The organism is Bacteroides cellulosilyticus (assembly GCF_020091405.1).
Classification (GTDB): domain Bacteria; phylum Bacteroidota; class Bacteroidia; order Bacteroidales; family Bacteroidaceae; genus Bacteroides.
On sequence record NZ_CP081903.1, the window covers coordinates 2,177,475 to 2,194,895 of the forward strand.

Sequence of the window (17,421 nt, forward strand, 5' to 3'; positions counted from 1 at the left end):
AAATCTTTAATCTATAAATTTAATCTTCTCCGCATTTCTCGGCTTAGCTGCCGGAGTTTCATCCGGATAACCGAATGCGATGCAATAGAGCAACTCATATCCTTCCGGAATATCGAGTCTCTTCAAATATTCTGCTGCATCCGGTGTGGAGTTTATAAATCGTGTCGGTCCTCCTAAACAACAAGAACCTATACCCATAGACCAAGCTGAGAGAATCATGTTCTCACCCAGTAAACCACAGTCTATCTGTGACAGATCATAAGACTTGTCATTGGCGATAAATACTATTGTAGGAGCATTGCGGAACATATTTTTGAAGTTAGGATCTTCAGCGGCTTTCGGATTCTGTTTCTTGTAAACTTCGGTGATACCATTGATAAAATCCGGATTATCCACTACCCGGATTGCCCAGGACTGCTTGTTCTGACCGTTGGGGGCATTGATACCGCAGTTCAGTATAATCTGCATAGTATCGCGGTTCACTGCTTGCGGCTTGTATTTACGAATACTGCGGCGTGACATCATATTCTCAATTACTGCATTTTCATTGCTTGCTTTCTCAGTCACAGTTGTACTCTCTTTTACTTGCATGCCGCATCCGCAGCACAGCAACAGGCTGGCACCTGCTAACATCAATTTGATACTTTTCATATTGCTTTGTTTAATATTGGTTTTCGCAAAGCTAACAAAAAAGATTTAGTAATGAAGTGATTCCAATTCTTTTCTTACCAACCAGTATCCAACCTGTGCTTCGGATATGCCTTCAACCAGTTGATAAGGACATATAAATTGATCGTTCTGAATTCTTGAATCCATATAGTAGAAAGAACATGCACTGTCTTTCTCAAAATGTTTGGCATATTCCAGAATGTGGGTCGATATAAGGAATGAGCAATGCAAATACTTTCTGAGTAATTCGTTTACTGCGACAGAAGCTTCAAAGGCATCCTGTGCGTTTGTTCCGCGAAACATTTCATCCAGTATTATCAGACATCGCTTACCGGATTTCGCTTTTTGAAGAACTTCTTTGATCCGTAGAATTTCCGCCATAAAATGACTTCTGCCATCGCGCAGGGAGTCCGGGAGGTTGATTGAAGTATAGATTCCATCAAAAACAGGACAGGTCATTGAACGGGCTGGAACCGGTAATCCGCAGTGCGCCAGCCATACAGCGATTGTGATGGCTTTGAGGGTTGTTGATTTACCGGCCATATTGGAGCCTGTAAGAATGCATATATTGCCGTTTGACATCTTCCAGTCGTTACTTCGTCCCTCTTTGGTGAACGGGTGTACGAAGCCCGTAATAGATAAATCCATCGTTTCTGTCATTTCCGGACAGCAGCAGAAACCTCTGTTGATTGCTACATGCTGTGCTGTGCGGCATACGTCCAGTATATAAATTTGAGAAAGTAACCCTCTGATCAGTTCAAAATGGATACAACGAAACAGGTAATCGTATTTGTCGATGGTATAGTTGGAGGGAGATTTCTCTTTATAGAGGCCGATAACTTCTTTCAGTTCGCTGCCATGTATAGTGTCCTGAATGCTTTGTGCTAATTCTTTCAATAGTAAAGGGGCATTTTCCAGAGTGTTTTTTCGCAATGTATCCAATCGGTTCAATAACAGGATAATTAAGGTTACACCCCGTCTGATGATATAGCGTTGAGCGTCGTGTCTTAATAAACGGTCGAATGCTGAAGTCAGCGACACTAAAATATTAGGTCTTCTGATCTGATCACGGTACTCCAGATAATATTCGATAAAGTCGAGCTCTTCTTCATCCAAAGGAAGTTCGGGTAACTCTTTCCAGGCTATCGCTTCTTGTCTTTTTCGTATGGCAGATATATCGTTCAGGGGAGAGGTAATCCAATCGAGCATCATGCGTTTTCCGTTTTTAGTCTCCGTTCCGGAGAATAAGGAGTAGAGGGGATATTCGTCATATATTCCTTCTGTAATGCTCAAATCTGCCTGCGTTTGCTTGTCCGTATCCAGATAAGTCATATTCTTAGGTATTACGTATAGCGCAAAAGTAGGAAAATAATTAGGAAGAACAAACGAAACAGATAAAAACAAGAAAAGCGGCTCTTGATATCAAGAGCCGCTTTCGCATATATATCTAAACTGGGTTTATTCAGATTAGAGCTTCGGACCAGCAGCAACCAGTGCTTTACCGGCTTCGTTACCTTCGAACTTAGAGAAGTTCTTGATGAAACGAGCAGCCAGGTCTTTAGCTTTTTCTTCCCACTTGCAAGCACATTCGTAAGTGTCGCGAGGATCAAGGATCTTCGGATCAACATTCGGCAATGCAGTCGGAACAACGAAATCGAAGAAAGGAATAACCTTAGTAGGAGCCTTGTCGATAGAACCGTCAAGGATAGCGTCGATGATACCACGAGTATCTTTGATAGAGATACGCTTGCCGCTACCGTTCCAACCAGTGTTTACCAAGTATGCCTTAGCACCTGATTTTTCCATCTTCTTAACCAACTCTTCTGCATATTTAGTCGGGTGCAAGCTCAAGAAAGCAGCGCCGAAGCAAGCAGAGAATGTCGGAGTCGGTTCAGTGATACCACGTTCTGTACCAGCCAACTTAGCAGTGAAACCAGACAGGAAGTAATATTTAGTTTGTTCAGCGTTCAGGATAGATACCGGAGGCAATACACCGAATGCGTCAGCAGACAAGAAGATAACTTGTTTTGCAGCCGGGCCTTTAGATACCGGTTTAACGATGTTTTCGATGTGGTAGATAGGATAAGAAACACGAGTGTTTTCAGTTACGCTCTTATCTGCGAAGTCAATCTTACCATCAGCAGCAACAGTTACGTTCTCCAACAGAGCGTCACGTTTGATTGCGTTGTAGATATCGGGTTCGCTATCTTTGTCAAGGTTGATAACCTTAGCGTAGCAACCACCTTCGAAGTTGAATACACCTTCGTCATCCCATCCGTGTTCGTCATCACCGATCAACAGACGTTTCGGGTCAGTAGACAAAGTAGTCTTACCTGTACCAGACAGACCGAAGAAGATAGCTGTGTTTTCGTTCTTCATGTCAGTGTTTGCAGAACAGTGCATAGAAGCCATGCCGTTCAACGGAAGCAGATAGTTCATGTAAGAGAACATACCTTTCTTCATTTCACCACCGTACCAAGTGTTCAGGATAACCTGGATCTTCTCAGTCAAGTTGAATACAACAGCAGTTTCTGAGTTCAGACCCAGTTCCTTGTAGTTTTCAACCTTAGCCTTAGAAGCATTCATGATAACGAAATCAGGTTCACCGAAGTTAGCCAATTCCTCAGCAGTCGGACGGATGAACATGTTTGTTACGAAATGAGCCTGCCATGCTACTTCCATGATGAAGCGCAATTTCAGACGAGAGTTTTCGTTAGCACCGCAGAATGCGTCAACTACGAACAGTCTCTTGTTAGAAAGTTCTTTAGTAGCCAATTCTTTGCAAGCTTTCCAGCATTTTTCGTCAACAGGTTTGTTGTCGTTCTTGTATTCTTCCGAAGTCCACCATACGGTATTCTTGCTGGTTTCGTCCATAACGAAGAATTTATCTTTAGGAGAACGGCCGGTGTAAACACCAGTCATAACGTTTACAGCACCCAGTTCAGTTACCTGACCTTTTTCAAAACCTTCCAAACCCGGTTTGGTTTCTTCTGCGAAGAGTACATCGTATGAAGGGTTGTGAATGATTTCAGTCACACCCATGATACCGTACTTGCTTAAATCTAAATTTGCCATTTCTTTTAATGATTTAAAATTTGGTATTTGGTTTATTAATCTCTTGCTAATTCTTTTTACCTTTATCTATCTCAAGGGGGGAAGGAAACCGGTATGAATTAAGCCATATCCGAACAGCCCCTTGTTTTTCGCGTACAAAAGTAGTATTTTCTTTCGAAACAAACACCCGATTAGAGAAATTTTTCTTTAATGAGAAGTCTTTTATAACTCCATAACAATATCTGCAAACTGAATGTTGCAAATTGCGCAAGAAATCGTTTACTTTGCGCATATAAATTCAATAAACTATCATGAAGATAATCAATTTTGCCGAAACAAACTCCATCCTGAACCAGTATGTTGCCGAGATCCGGGATGTACAAGTACAGAGCGACCGCCTTCGCTTCCGCCGAAACATTGAACGCATCGGGGAAATTATGGCCTATGAAATGAGTAAGGACTTTGCTTATTCTCAGAAGAATATACAGACTCCGCTGGGGATAGCACCCGTGCAAACTCCGGATAATCAATTGGTATTAAGCACCATTCTGCGTGCCGGACTACCTTTCCATCAGGGCTTTCTGAGCTACTTTGACGGTGCGGAGAATGCTTTTGTTTCTGCCTACCGAAAGTATAAGGATACGTTGAAGTTTGATATTCATATTGAATACATCGCTTCACCGCGCATTGACGGAAAGACACTGATTATTACCGACCCGATGCTGGCAACCGGCAGCAGTATGGAACTGAGCTATCAGGCTATGTTGACGAAAGGGCATCCGGCGGAGATTCATGTTGCTTCTATCATTGCCAGCCGTCAGGCTGTGGAACACATTGCTAACACACTTCCCGCAGACAAAACTACCATTTGGTGTGCAGCCATCGATCCGGAAATTAATGACCATTCGTATATTGTTCCGGGACTGGGAGATGCAGGAGATTTGGCATTCGGCGAAAAAGAATAGATACCAATAAAAAGTTTTCCAAATCTACCCTCACTGCCCTCACTTCTGGAATAAATCAATAATAATTAGAATGTTAAGTGTGAGTGAGAGCAGAAAAAAGAGTGAGGGCAGTTTTTTTACCCTCACTTTGTATCGTCCGGCAAACAAGGTTTTCTGTTGTTTTATATAAGGGGATATTCTGTTTATAATCAGTGAAATATCCCTTTTATCTAAGGGATAATCAGGTGTTGACCTTGGTTAACAGGCTTGTCAACCAAGGTTGATGGATCCGTTAACCAAGGTTGACAGACTTGTTAATCTTGGTTGACATCCAATAAGGCTTAGTGCTGGATGTAAAAAGGTCTTGAGCATCTTTAATCATTCTTCCCGTAATTGCGTTTTATAATAGTGGCCTGAAAAGCCTTTTTACCGGCCAAGAGTAGGTCTTCGTCATCAAAGGCACGAAGGCTGTACCAGAAAAGGAAATCTCCCGTACCACCCAGAATACCGAATAATCCTAAAAAGAATATATTGGCTTCTCCTGTACAGAATCCATGGATTGCAGGCATCACTCCCAATAAGATGCCCGGTAATAATAAGGATACCCGATAGAACTTCAATGGAATAGGACGAGTCAGAGAAAATCCTACTCCAGTCCAGTCAAAATGCCAGTGTAGGAGCTTTTTATCCTTTCCGCTAAACCAGTAAAGAATCCCTGCCTGGATTAGTATATAAAACACGAGGAGTAAAAATATGCAAAGCATAACTTGGGGACTACTGATTCCTTTTACAGCGGTACCCAATAAACGACCGGCACCATAGGATGAAGAGTCATCCCATACATAAGCAAACAGATAGCTGCCTGTCAGGAACAGAATGAAAAAAAACAGAAATCCTCTTATGTTGATAGACTTTGCCGTGAGTTTCACTTCCACTCCATCCGGGCGGTTGAATGGCTCCTTATTTGCTTCTTTCTTTTCCATAATTCCTTTTTACTGATTTCTACGCTGCAAAGATAGCAAGAGTATGAAATTAATTTAGGTTATCAGAATGTTATCTTTATGTTAAGATGGAAAGAAAAGTTTATCTATATTTGCCTGAAATATAGAATGCTTGATGAAAAAGTCGTATTATATACTTCTTACAATAACTGCAACAGCTGCTGTCCTGTACTTACTTGGAAATTGGGTAGGACGAAGTTTCGGACTGAACCGGCAGCAAGTGATACGTAATATCCACGAAGCTTACGGCCGTGCGACGGATGCATTTGAAGCCGGACAAACTAAGGATCTGGCTGCCTTTTTCCGTAATGAACTGGATGAAGTGAATTTGAAGCGGATCAAGTTTCGCCTGGATACGGTATCTTTACACGGTGATTCCATCGTATTGAAACAGGATTTACGATATTTTTCTGATTATCGGAAACTGTTGGAGCAGCACTATACCTTTGTATGTCCTGTGAATGACGCTCAGGGAGTACATGCTTATATCCAGAATCTTCGTGCCGGGTTCATCGGCAAACTGCTTTATATGTTCTTCGGAACGATAGCGGCTTTGGGACTTCTATTATTTGCCATACGTAAGCAGGTGGATATTATCCGCCGGCAGGATGAGTTGGCACGAATGCGTGAAGATTTCTCTTCTGCTATGGTTCACGACATGAAGAATCCGATCAGTTCCATCCTGATTGGGCTTAAAGTGCTTCGTAGTGGAAAGGTAGATAGTAAGCCTGAGAAGAAAGAAAAGCACTTCGATATACTGGAGGCGGAAGCTCAACATTTGCTTGCACTGGTCAATAAAGTACTGACTATCTCTAAACTGGAACATGGACAATTATTGCTGGATAAGAATTGGATTCAACTCCGTCCTATGGTGGATGAGCTAGTACACACGTTCACTGCTAAGGCAGAAAAGCCTATCACATTTCAGGTTGATTTGCAGGAAGAGGGAGCTTATGCTGATGAAGAGTATCTGAAAGAGGCTTTAAGTAACCTGATAGATAATGCTGTGAAATATTCTAAGGATACAATAGATATACAGATTACTTCCTGCCTTTCCGGACAGTATATTCAGATCAGGGTGCGGGATAATGGAATCGGTATTCCGCTTGCGGCTCAACGGATTGTATTTGATAAGTTTGAACGCGTCATTACCCGGAATGAGGATGAGAAGAAGAAAGTATCCGGTTTCGGTTTGGGACTGAACTATGTGATGAATGTAGCCCGGGAGCATGGAGGGTACGTCAGTGTGGAGAGTATAGAAGGGAAATATAGCGAATTTACTGTTTCTTTGCCGTTGCCGACGGAGAACGAAGAGGCTAATCCGGAGGATTGATATTCTCTTGTCGTATATGAGCGTGACCGGACCTGTCTGTTTTTTTAACAGACAAGCCGGATCACGTTCTTTTAAATTGTTATTCTACAGGTGGCACATCCAGAATACTGCCATATCGATGGTATTCAAATGAGATGCTTTGCTCTTTAATATAATGTATCAACTCTACACGTCCGTTTTTCACAGGTTTTGCCGTGGCAATGTATTTGTTTCTGCGAGCTGCCTCTTCATACATTTCCATCGGAATATCAGCGCCACAAGTGCGGATGCGTTCATAAGTCCTCATTGTTTTGAGGAATTCATCGAACGTTTCTTTCTTTAGTGTACAACCGGTAGATGATAATGCAGTCGTGCGATCATCATTCGGGGCAAAGCTGATAGTCAGTGGTGTATGGCAGAGTTTTGCGGCAAGTGCGATCATTTCCGCTTCTTCGTTACTATCTCCCGGGAAAAGACGGAGCACCATATTCTTTAATGGCAGATAGCGGAATGCATTTTGTTCGCCATATAACTTATTGATATCCCGTGCATGCGCAAATTCTTCCTCATATACATGGGGATAACTTTGCTTGTAATCCGTATTGCTTTCCGGCTTGTCGGTAATCTTCACAAGGCAGGCGCAATAGTTTGGTCCGCCTGCTTTTACACCACCACCGAAAGCAGACAGTTTCATTCCGCCGAAAGGTTGGCGGTTGACAATAGCGCCTGTGATGCCACGATTGATATAAAGGTTACCTGCCAGAATGGAGTTCTTCCAGAGTTTCTGTTCGTTCTCATCCAGACTTTGCAGACCGGAAGTCAAACCGTAGTCCAGGCTGTTTACCAACTCTATTCCCTGTTGAAGATTGTCAATGCAAGCCACACTTAACATGGGACCGAACAATTCGGTGCGGAATGAATAACTGCCCGGTTTTACTCCCCATTTCACGGTAGGGGCGAGGATGTATTGCTTCTCGTCGATAAACTTAGGTGGAACCAGCCAGGACTCGCCGGGTTCCAGTGTGAGGGCTTGCAGTAACTTGTCGTTCCGGTTGGTAATCATGGGGCCTACTACATTACCGGCTTCCCATACACTGCCTACTTTCATACTGGTGGCGGCATCCTTCAGCTTATCCTGGAAGTTCTTGTCTTCGTATACAGAGCGTTCTACAAGCAGCAGGGAACATGCTGAGCACTTTTGTCCGGCATTTCCGAAAGCGGAAGCAACGATATTCATAATGGCATGATCACGGTCGCCTGAGGCGGTAAGGATAATAGCATTTTTTCCACCGGTTTCGGCGGAAAGTGGGGTAGACGGGTTGGTACGTGCAATGCTTTGGGCCGTATCCGTACCACCTGTCAGGATGATATGCTTGATAGCCGAAGCAGTGGTCAACTCTTTCAGTGCTTCACGGTCGGTAATAATGACTTGCAATGCTTCTTTGGGTACTCCTGCATCCCAGAAAGCCTTGGCAAATAGCCACGCTACGGGAGCGGCTACTGTTGCGGGTTTCAGTATCACGGTATTGCCACCGGCCAATCCGGCTACAATGCCGCCGATAGGAATGGCACATGGAAAGTTCCACGGTGAAATGACGAGGATTGTTCCTTTGGAGGTGATGTCCACATCATGCAGTGCGGCGAATTTTTTCATTGTTGTGGTATAGAAGCGGGCGTAGTCAATACCTTCGGATACCTCCACATCGCCTTCTACCACTGTTTTACCTGTTACAGCACACATGCTGCCTATCAGGTCTCCGCGCATATCACCCAGGCGATTGGCTGCTTCGAACATGATTCTATGACGTTCCTCTAAAGTGGTGTTCCGCCAGCCTGCGGGATCTTTTTCTGCAATGCCGATGATTTGCTTTACTTGTTCCGTATTGGCTTGCGACATTTCGCAAATACATACTTCATCATTCTGGCAGCGGTCCATGTACTTATGGCGTTTTTCACAAACGATGGTTTCGGCTCCTATTTGCAGAGGAATGATTTCCGGAGTATCGCCGGAAGACTTTTTCCATTTGGCAAAGATATTTCGCACCCATTCCTGATTTTGAGGCAGGTCGAAATCCGTATCCGGTTCGTTTTTCATCACGTCGGATGGAGGAACGGAAGAATATGGTAAAAGCCTGTTCTGCGTGCGCGTAGGAATATGAGAAACGCTGTCTTTCTTGTGATATGCTTCTTCAAACTGCTTTTGCAGGAAATTCCAGGTGTCGGTTCCCGGTTTCAGATTGAATGAGTGAGTGAGGAAGTTATCCGGAGCTGTATTCTCATCCATACGGCGTACCAGATAAGAGACTGCATTCAGGAAATGTTCATTTTTCACTACCGGTGCATATAGTATGATGTGATTACCCAGTTGCGACTGCGCGCGCCATACATGGTCGGCCATACCTTCCAACATCTCAAATGTCATATACTCTGAACTGTTGTTTTTCTGGCTTAACAGATAAGCGTAGGCTATTGTGAACAGGTTATGCGAAGCCACTCCGATGTGCAATACTTTTGCATTTTCGGGCAGCAGGGCGCGTTCCAGTATATGCAGGTAGTTTGCATCTACTTCCGTTTTTGTGGAAAGTATGGGGTTGGGCCAGCCGCGCAAGGAAGAAATCACCGTTTCCATTTCCAGATTACAACCTTTTACAAGGCGCATTTTGAGTGGTGCACCTCCCTCTGCCACGCGTGCCTTTGCAAATTCCAGCAATTCCGTCTGGAAATCATAAGCATCGGGCAGATAAGCCTGTACAACGATACCAGCTGAATAGTCTTTGAATTCCGGTTTGCTTAGTACAGTTTTAAACAGGCGTAAAGTAAAGTGTGAATCTTTATATTCTTCCATATCCAGATTGACAAACTTCGCACGTTTCACTCCGTTTTCATCTGTATGCGGGAAGTCTATTGCTTTTTGGTAGAGAGCGGACATGCGTTTCACCAGTTCCGGGAAACTCTCTTCATAATTCAAGGCATGCGTCTGGGCATAGATGCCGGATATCTTGACGGAGATATAGTTAATATCCGGAGCTTCCAATGCTTCCAGGTAATGATGGTAACGGTGATCTGCTTCCCCATTGCCTAAAACAACTTCACCCAGTAGGTTAACGTTCTGTCCAACCTTTTGCTGTGCACGTTCGGACAGGTGTCGGGTTAACTTGGGACGTGCTTCATCAAGGATAACTTTGGACGTATCCATGCGTAAGCGTTTCTTTATAATAGGTATGGCAATGAAGTCGAAATGATGTCCGAAGGCCTGGTACATTTTAAAGAGGAAAGTATCCCGCTTATTCAGAAATTCGGGTACTCCATAGCGGTCTATCAGAGTCTTAATGCGGGTGGCAAGTTTCTTGCGATCACGTATCTGCGAAGATTCATCCAGCATTTTCACCAGGAACTTCTTGTCCTGCGGACGTTGCACCATGACGGCATATTTATGCTGTTCTTTGCGCTCTTCGTTTGTGATGGTTTGCTCACACGTGTTGTGTAGCTTCAGTACCCATTCTTGTACCTCGGCTATGGTAGGTCTATTATCCATAATCTATTCATGTTTAGTAAATGACTGAAAATAAATATCACTCGCGAACTAAAAACATGAATAAAGGGTGGGACTGAACATTACGGCACGATACCGGTGCAAGGTCTGGAGAGCTTGCTGTGAAAACCGGTCAAAGATTAATCTTCTGCCCATAGTACAGTGATGTTAAAGGTTAATGTATGCCTGATGCAAATATACACTAATTCTTTTATTATCAAAGGGAGAGGGGAATATATTTGTTCTGTGGATTATAAAAAACACCTCATTGCCGTCACTATTTTATAGTTTGGCAATGAGGTGTTGTAAGAGGGAAGCGGATTTATACTTGCGTATAGTTTACTTCACTTCCCAAATATCATTTGTCATCAACAGTTCCTTGAAGTTGTGATACTTCTTCTTTGCTGATACTTCTTCAATCTGTTCCATTACAGCATCGTCATAAGTCGGAGCTTCTACATCGCGGATCACACCGAGAGCAACCGGAAAGTCAGGACCTTCCATCAGAGCCAATTTCAGTTGCAATGTATTATCCATGCAGTGTGCATCATGAACGAGGATATCCTTTTCCGTGATACCGTTCTCGCCCAACTTCACAACTTTCAGTCCGAAGCCTTCCTGCATCAATCCAAACTCTTTGTTCTCACCGAAAAGCATCGGCTTACCGTGTTCCAGATAGATAGCATTCTTGGCACGTCCGTCTTTGTTGTATACAGAGTCGTAGGTTCCGTCATTGAAGATAACGCAGTGTTGCAGAATCTCACACACAGCGGCTCCTTTATGGTTAGCAGCAGCCTTCAGAACTTCTCCTGTACCGGGACCATCTGTAGCTACACAGCGTGCAAAGAAACGTCCACGGGCACCGAAGCAGAGTTCAGCTGGGTGGAACGGATCTTCTACCGTACCATAAGGAGAGGATTTGCTGACGAAGCCACGGGGAGACGTCGGAGAATATTGTCCTTTTGTCAAACCGTAGATGCGGTTGTTCAGCAACAGAATGTTGATATCTATATTGCGACGGATAGCATGGATAAAGTGGTTACCACCGATAGCCAGACCGTCACCGTCACCTGAAACCTGCCAAACGCTCAGGTTAGGATTGGTTACTTTACATCCGGTAGAGATGGCGGCAGCACGTCCGTGGATAGTCTGCATCGCATACGTATTCATATAATAAGGTAGACGGCTAGAGCAACCGATACCCGAAATAACGGCAGTTTCCCAAGGTTTAACACCGATTTCTGCCAACGCTTTGTGCAGTGAATTCAAGAAGAAGTGGTCACCGCAACCCGGACACCAACGAGGTTGTCCTTTTTTGAAATCTTTAGCTGTATATTCGCTCATGATGTTCTTAAGTTTTAAGTTGATAAGTTTTTTAGTAGCTACGAGTTACGAGCTACAAGCTACAAGTCTGTTCAGAGCAGTACTTGTTACTTGTAGCCTGTAGCTTGTCACTTCTTCAGTATCTCGGTGAAGGCAGCCACCAATTCGCTTACTACGAACGGCTGTCCCTTGACTTCATTGAATTGATACGGAGTGAAATTATCTACCTTCATGCGGAGATAACCGGCAAATTGTCCCAGATTCTGTTCGGCAACTACCACTTTCTTATATTTCTTCAATACTTCAGCCGTATTTTTAGGCAGTGGGTTGATATAAGAGAAGTGAGCTAAGGCTACTTTTTGTCCGGCTTTGTTCATCTCTTCCATAGCAGAATACAAGTGTCCGTAAGTACCGCCAAAGCCTACAATCAGCAGGTCTGCATCATCTGCACAGCCTTGTACTTCTACATCGGGCACAGCAATCTTTGCAACTTTTTCTGCACGCAGGTGGCACATCAGATTGTGGTTTTCAGGATCGGTAGAGATCGCACCAGTGTTGCTGTCTTTTTCCAGACCACCGAGGATATGAGTATAGCCTTCTTGTCCCGGAATGGCCCAGTAACGTACCTGGTTCTCAGGGTTGCGTTTATAAGGAGTATAGTTATCCTTCATTTCAGGAGTAACATACTGAGGTTTGATTTCAGGATATGTATCCAGATTCGGCAGCTTCCATGCACCGGAACCGTTGGCTACGAAACCGTCTGTCAACAGAACTACCGGAGTCATGTGCTCCAAAGCCATTTTACAAGCTGCATAGGCTGCATCGAAGCAGTTTGTCGGTGAGGTTGCAGCAATAACCGGCATCGGGCTTTCACCGTTACGGCCAAACAAAGCCTGCAATAAGTCAGTTTGTTCCGATTTAGTCGGCAAACCTGTGGAAGGGCCACCGCGCTGTACGTTCAGAACAACCAGAGGAAGTTCTGTAATCACTGCCAGGTTCATAGCCTCTGATTTCAGGCAGACACCCGGACCGGAAGTGGTAGTTACAGCCAATGCACCTGCAAAAGATGCACCGATAGCTGTAGCACAGCCGGAAATCTCATCTTCGCATTGAACGGTAATGACACCTAAAGATTTATGTTTGGAGAGTTCATGTAATACGTCCGTAGCCGGAGTGATAGGATAAGAACCCAGGAATAACTTCAGACCAGCCTTTTCAGCAGCAGCAATGAAGCCGTAGGCTGTAGCTTTGTTACCCATGATATCCATATATATTCCGGGTGTTTTTATCTTACTTTCTATCTTATAAGTATGCGCTACAGAAGCATGTGTATTGTGACCATAGTCGTAGCCGGCGTGAATCACCTTGATGTTGGCTTCTGCTATTTCCGGCTTTTTTGCGAATTTCTCTCTAAGGAAATCTTCTGCAATCTTCAGATCACGATTGAATAACCAGCAAACCAGGCCGAGAGCGAACATGTTGCGGCATTTCAGCATTGCTTTATTGTCCATACCTGTTTCTGCCAGGCAATCTTTCACCATTTGAGAGATAGGAGCAGCAATCACGTCTTGCTTGATACCCATTTCTTCGATAGGATTGTCAGTCTTGAAAGCAGCTTTCTGTAAATCGGAAGCCTGGAAACAGTCTGTGTCGATGATGATACAAGCAGTAGACTTAGCAAACTTATACTGTGTTTTCAATGCGGCAGCGTTCATAGCTACCAATACGTCGCATTTATCACCCGGGGTGAATACTTTGCTGGCGCCGATGTGTACCTGGAAACCTGATACGCCGGTCAGAGAACCTTGCGGGGCGCGGATATCTGCGGGATAGTCGGGGAAAGTACTGATGTCATTTCCCACCGTAGCCGATACTGTTGAAAAGATGTTGCCGGCGAGCTGCATACCATCGCCGGAGTCTCCGGAAAAGCGGACTACCACTTGATCCAGTTCTTTTACCATCATGTCGTTTGCCATAATTTCGTATTACTATGATTAATTTATAGGATCACTTAAAATCTGTTCTTATGTTGGTTGGGGTACTTACAAAAAGTACTACGCTTTTAAAGATGCGTTTGCAAATGTCGGAAAGTTATGCGACTTGGCAAAATCTTTTCGAATTAATCTGTGATTGTGTACTAAAAGAATTGATAAATGAGTGTTTTTTGATATTTGGAGTGAACAAAACTCTGACTATGTGTCTGACTTGAACGAATAAAAGTTGCATATTATCATTTATTTTTGGTTGCATAACTGTTGACTAAATGTAAGATTGGGTCACCAATATACTACTGTTTGTAGCTAATTTAGGTTGACACTTTGATAAAATCTTGTGTAGACTGTATTTCTTTAACTTCTCGATAAAAGATTCATTCGCCCTTGTTAAATCGGGAGAATGCTTTATCTTTGCAACCGCAAATGTTTTTGGTCCTGTAGTTCAACGGATAGAATAGAAGTTTCCTAAACTTTAGATAGGGGTTCGATTCCCCTCGGGACTACAAAACAAAAAAGGGAAGCCATTTATTCGGCTTCCCTTTTTTGTTTTGTTACTATATAGTTCTTATTTTGCTACTTCAACAGCAGGCTCAACAATCTTTTTGTTCTTCATCATCATATATGCGATAGGAGATGCAACGAACAGAGAAGATAATGTACCGATTACAACACCGAGAATCATTGCAAATGCGAAACTGCGGATAGAGTCACCACCAAGGATGAAGATACACAGCAGCACGATTAATGTACTCAATGAAGTATTTATGGTACGTGCCAGAGTCGTATTCAACGAATCATTGAACAATTGCTTTCTGTCACGTTTCGGGTACAGGCCGAAGAATTCACGTACACGGTCGAAGATTACCACTTTATCATTGATAGAGTAACCGATAGCCGTAAGGATAGCACCGATAAATGTCTGGTCAATTTCAAGAGAGAACGGCATCCAACCCCAGCACAATGAATAAGCGCCAAGAATCATTAATGTATCACTGGTCAGTGCAACTACGGAACCCACACTATATGCAATGTTGCGGAAACGGATCAAGATGTAGAGACCGATGGCGATAAGAGCGAGAACTACAGACCACATGGCCGAAGTCTTGATATCATCTGCGATACTCGGACCTACTTTCTGTGAGCTGACGATACTGCCACCTGTGTGATTTTCGCGGTCGATGAATGTCTCCAGCGTGATGTTCTGCGTCAATACCGGTTTCAGCGTTTCATACAGATATGCTTCGATTTCTGAATCGACATTATTACCTTCTTCTTCGATACGGTAGTTTGTACTGATACGTACAGTCTTCTTATCGGTACCGATAGCAATTACACTTACATTAGAATCACCGAACTTGCTGGCGATTAACTCACGTACTTGTTCCGGTTCTACGGCGTTTTCAAACTGTACCTTGAAGTTGCGTCCACCGGTGAAGTCGATACTCTGGCTCAAGCCACGTACGAACAGTGAACCGATACAGATAACAAGGATAATGCCTGTAATTGTAAACCATTGCTTATTTCTACCCATGAAGTCGAAATGTACATTCGTCATCAGGTTCTTAGAGATCTTAGAAGAGAAAGTCAGGTTCAGCCATTTATCTTTATTCATGAAGTATTCATATACCAGACGTGTCATGAACACAGCGGTAAAGAATGAAATCAAGATACCGATAATCAAGGTCGTGGCAAAACCACGGATAGGACCTGTACCGAAATTAAACAGGATAACACCCGTGATGATAGACGTTAAATTTGAGTCGAAGATAGCGGAGAATGCATTAGAATAACCGTCTGCGAGGGCTTTTTTCACACCCTTACCTGCGCGTAACTCTTCTTTTGTACGTTCATAGATCAACACGTTCGCATCCACAGCCATACCCAGGGCTAACACCATACCGGCAATACCGGACATTGTCAGAGCCGCCTGGAAGGATGAAAGGATACCCATTGTAAAGAACATGTTCAGTACCAATGCGCCGTTGGCAACCATACCCGGAATGAAACCGTACATGGAGCACATATAAACCATCAATAGTATTAATGCTACGATGAATGAGAATACACCGGCGTTAATAGAAGCCTGTCCCAAAGACGGACCTACGATATCTTCCTGAACGATACGTGCGGGAGCCGGCATCTTACCGGATTTCAGTACGTTTGCTAAGTCCTTTGCCTGTTCGGGAGTAAAGTGACCCGTGATTTGTGAGTTACCACCTGTAATTTCAGTATTTACATTCGGTGCAGAATATACATAGCCGTCCAATACGATAGCGATGCTCTTACCGATGTTTTGTTTAGTCAACTGTGCCCAGCGGCGTGAACCGTCTGTATTCATTGACATACTTACGGCAGGTTTACCAAACTGATCGTATTCGTCTTTAGCGCTTACAACAACATCACCTTCCAGCGGAGCGCGTCCGTTACGTTCGGTTGAGCGGATAGCGTAAAGTTCGAAAGTTTGTCCTTTCGGATCATATTCGTAAGCGGAAACACCCCATTTCAGACGAAGGTCTTTCGGGAGTTCGGCTTGAATTTCTTTCATGGAAAGATATTTGTTGATGTCAGCAGTATCCTTGTAATTAGCATAAGCTACAACAGGACCTTGCCCGCTGGAGTTAACCTGCAGTACAGCCAGCAACGGATGTTCTTTCTTGATTTGTGCAAGATCGACGGATTGTGCTTTGTTTTCACCTTTCAATGCAGCGGCAAGACTGTCGGCGGTGCTGGTAGCTTGCGCTACAACCGGAGCAGCGGTGCTGTCAACAGCTGCACTGTCAGCAGGTGCTTCATTGGCTAAAATGCTACGCAGTTTGTTATCAGCAGCTTGCAGATAAGGTGCAACATCCTTTGCGTTGTATGTTTCCCAAAACTCCAGATTAGCGGAACCTTGAAGTAATTTTCTTACACGTTCCGGTTCCTTGATACCCGGAAGTTCCACCATGATACGTCCCATCTTGTCTTCCAGACTTTGGATGTTGGGCTGAACCACACCAAAACGGTCGATACGAGTACGGAGTACGTTGTATGAGTTGTCAACAGCGGCTTTTACTTCCGTGCGCAGTACCTTTTCTACTTCCGCGTCGGAGGTCTTTTGGTTAACTTTGTCTTTTAACTGTTGAGTGGCGAAAAGCTCGGAAAGACGTGCGTCCGGAGCAATTTTGTGATACTCTCTCACAAACAACGTAATGACGTCGTCCTGGCTGCTAATAGCCTGTTTTGCAGCATTTGCCAATGCTTGATTGAATGCTTCGTCGGGTTTGTTGTCCGCCAATGCTTTGATTACATCGGGAACGGAAACTTCGAGGATGACGTTCATACCACCCTTTAAGTCCAAACCTAAACTGATCTCCATCTCTCGGCACTGTTTCAGTGTCCAATTGCCGAAGAATACTTTCTCATTAGCCAGAGAATCCAGGTAGTCCTGCTCTACTTTCACATCGCCTTTTGCAAACTCTTTAGCCTTATTGGTATAATGGCGAGTCACAAAAGAAAAGGAGAGATAGAACACACACACCAGTGTGAGCAATACCGCAAAAACCTTTACAAATCCTTTGTTTTGCATGTTACTTTTAGTTTATTATGATTACTT

The 17,421-nt window shown here is 43.8% G+C and carries 10 protein-coding genes and 1 tRNA gene; 3 read left to right on the forward strand and 8 right to left on the reverse strand.

From position 1 onward, the window contains the following. Positions 1-6 precede the first annotated feature (6 nt). From K6V21_RS07530 to pckA, 3 genes are all read right to left on the reverse strand, one after another. The gene (locus tag K6V21_RS07530; RefSeq protein WP_007211826.1) at positions 7-651 is read right to left on the reverse strand and encodes a nitroreductase family protein; all 645 of its coding nucleotides are present in this window, start codon (positions 649-651) and stop codon (positions 7-9) included. Between the two features lie 45 nt (positions 652-696). Further along, the gene (locus K6V21_RS07535) at positions 697-2,001 is read right to left on the reverse strand and encodes a MutS-related protein (RefSeq protein ID WP_224321406.1); all 1,305 of its coding nucleotides are present in this window, start codon (positions 1,999-2,001) and stop codon (positions 697-699) included. A 135-nt stretch (positions 2,002-2,136) separates the two neighbouring features. Beyond that, positions 2,137-3,744 (reverse strand): phosphoenolpyruvate carboxykinase (ATP), encoded by a 1,608-nt coding sequence (gene pckA, locus K6V21_RS07540; protein ID WP_217715512.1) that lies wholly within the window; start codon positions 3,742-3,744, stop codon positions 2,137-2,139. Positions 3,745-4,034: 290 nt separating this feature from the next. Here pckA and upp point away from each other — a divergent pair, with 290 nt between their 5' ends. Beyond that, positions 4,035-4,688: a uracil phosphoribosyltransferase gene (gene upp / locus K6V21_RS07545; protein WP_217715513.1), complete on the forward strand. Its 654-nt coding sequence runs from the start codon at positions 4,035-4,037 to the stop codon at positions 4,686-4,688. Positions 4,689-5,041: 353 nt separating this feature from the next. Here upp and K6V21_RS07550 read toward each other — a convergent pair whose 3' ends face one another. Beyond that, positions 5,042-5,650, reverse strand: coding sequence for a hypothetical protein (locus tag K6V21_RS07550; protein ID WP_217715514.1), 609 nt, complete (start codon positions 5,648-5,650; stop codon positions 5,042-5,044). Positions 5,651-5,783: 133 nt separating this feature from the next. Here K6V21_RS07550 and K6V21_RS07555 point away from each other — a divergent pair, with 133 nt between their 5' ends. Continuing rightward, on the forward strand, positions 5,784-7,001 hold the full coding sequence (locus K6V21_RS07555; RefSeq protein WP_217715515.1) for a sensor histidine kinase: 1,218 nt from the start codon (positions 5,784-5,786) through the stop codon (positions 6,999-7,001). A 79-nt stretch (positions 7,002-7,080) separates the two neighbouring features. Here K6V21_RS07555 and K6V21_RS07560 read toward each other — a convergent pair whose 3' ends face one another. From K6V21_RS07560 to K6V21_RS07570, 3 genes are all read right to left on the reverse strand, one after another. Then, entirely contained in the window at positions 7,081-10,515 is a 3,435-nt protein-coding gene (locus tag K6V21_RS07560) for a bifunctional proline dehydrogenase/L-glutamate gamma-semialdehyde dehydrogenase (RefSeq protein ID WP_217715516.1), read from the reverse strand. A gap of 336 nt (positions 10,516-10,851) precedes the next feature. Further along, positions 10,852-11,856, reverse strand: coding sequence for a 2-oxoacid:ferredoxin oxidoreductase subunit beta (locus K6V21_RS07565; protein ID WP_007211835.1), 1,005 nt, complete (start codon positions 11,854-11,856; stop codon positions 10,852-10,854). 107 nt (positions 11,857-11,963) lie between these two features. Then, positions 11,964-13,811 carry a 2-oxoacid:acceptor oxidoreductase subunit alpha gene (locus tag K6V21_RS07570; protein WP_224321407.1) on the reverse strand — a complete coding sequence of 616 codons (1,848 nt, stop codon included), beginning with the start codon at positions 13,809-13,811 and terminating at the stop codon, positions 11,964-11,966. Positions 13,812-14,260: 449 nt separating this feature from the next. On the opposite strand from K6V21_RS07570, the gene K6V21_RS07575 reads away from it, so the two are divergent. Next, positions 14,261-14,332: transfer RNA gene (locus K6V21_RS07575), tRNA-Arg, on the forward strand. A 62-nt stretch (positions 14,333-14,394) separates the two neighbouring features. On the opposite strand, the gene secDF is transcribed toward K6V21_RS07575, so the two are convergent. After that, on the reverse strand, positions 14,395-17,394 hold the full coding sequence (gene secDF / locus K6V21_RS07580) for a protein translocase subunit SecDF (RefSeq protein WP_217715518.1): 3,000 nt from the start codon (positions 17,392-17,394) through the stop codon (positions 14,395-14,397). Positions 17,395-17,421: the final 27 nt, after the last annotated feature.

Excerpts from the sequence above, each read along its gene's own strand:
- pckA (WP_217715512.1), bottom strand. The coding sequence starts at position 3,744 with ATGGCAAATTTAGATTTAAGCAAGTACGGTATCATGGGTGTGACTGAA.
- K6V21_RS07570 (WP_224321407.1), bottom strand. The coding sequence starts at position 13,811 with ATGGCAAACGACATGATGGTAAAAGAACTGGATCAAGTGGTAGTCCGC.
- K6V21_RS07555 (WP_217715515.1), top strand. The coding sequence starts at position 5,784 with ATGAAAAAGTCGTATTATATACTTCTTACAATAACTGCAACAGCTGCT.
- K6V21_RS07535 (WP_224321406.1), bottom strand. The coding sequence starts at position 2,001 with ATGACTTATCTGGATACGGACAAGCAAACGCAGGCAGATTTGAGCATT.
- upp (WP_217715513.1), top strand. The coding sequence starts at position 4,035 with ATGAAGATAATCAATTTTGCCGAAACAAACTCCATCCTGAACCAGTAT.
- secDF (WP_217715518.1), bottom strand. The coding sequence starts at position 17,394 with ATGCAAAACAAAGGATTTGTAAAGGTTTTTGCGGTATTGCTCACACTG.
- K6V21_RS07550 (WP_217715514.1), bottom strand. The coding sequence starts at position 5,650 with ATGGAAAAGAAAGAAGCAAATAAGGAGCCATTCAACCGCCCGGATGGA.
- K6V21_RS07530 (WP_007211826.1), bottom strand. The coding sequence starts at position 651 with ATGAAAAGTATCAAATTGATGTTAGCAGGTGCCAGCCTGTTGCTGTGC.
- K6V21_RS07560 (WP_217715516.1), bottom strand. The coding sequence starts at position 10,515 with ATGGATAATAGACCTACCATAGCCGAGGTACAAGAATGGGTACTGAAG.
- K6V21_RS07565 (WP_007211835.1), bottom strand. The coding sequence starts at position 11,856 with ATGAGCGAATATACAGCTAAAGATTTCAAAAAAGGACAACCTCGTTGG.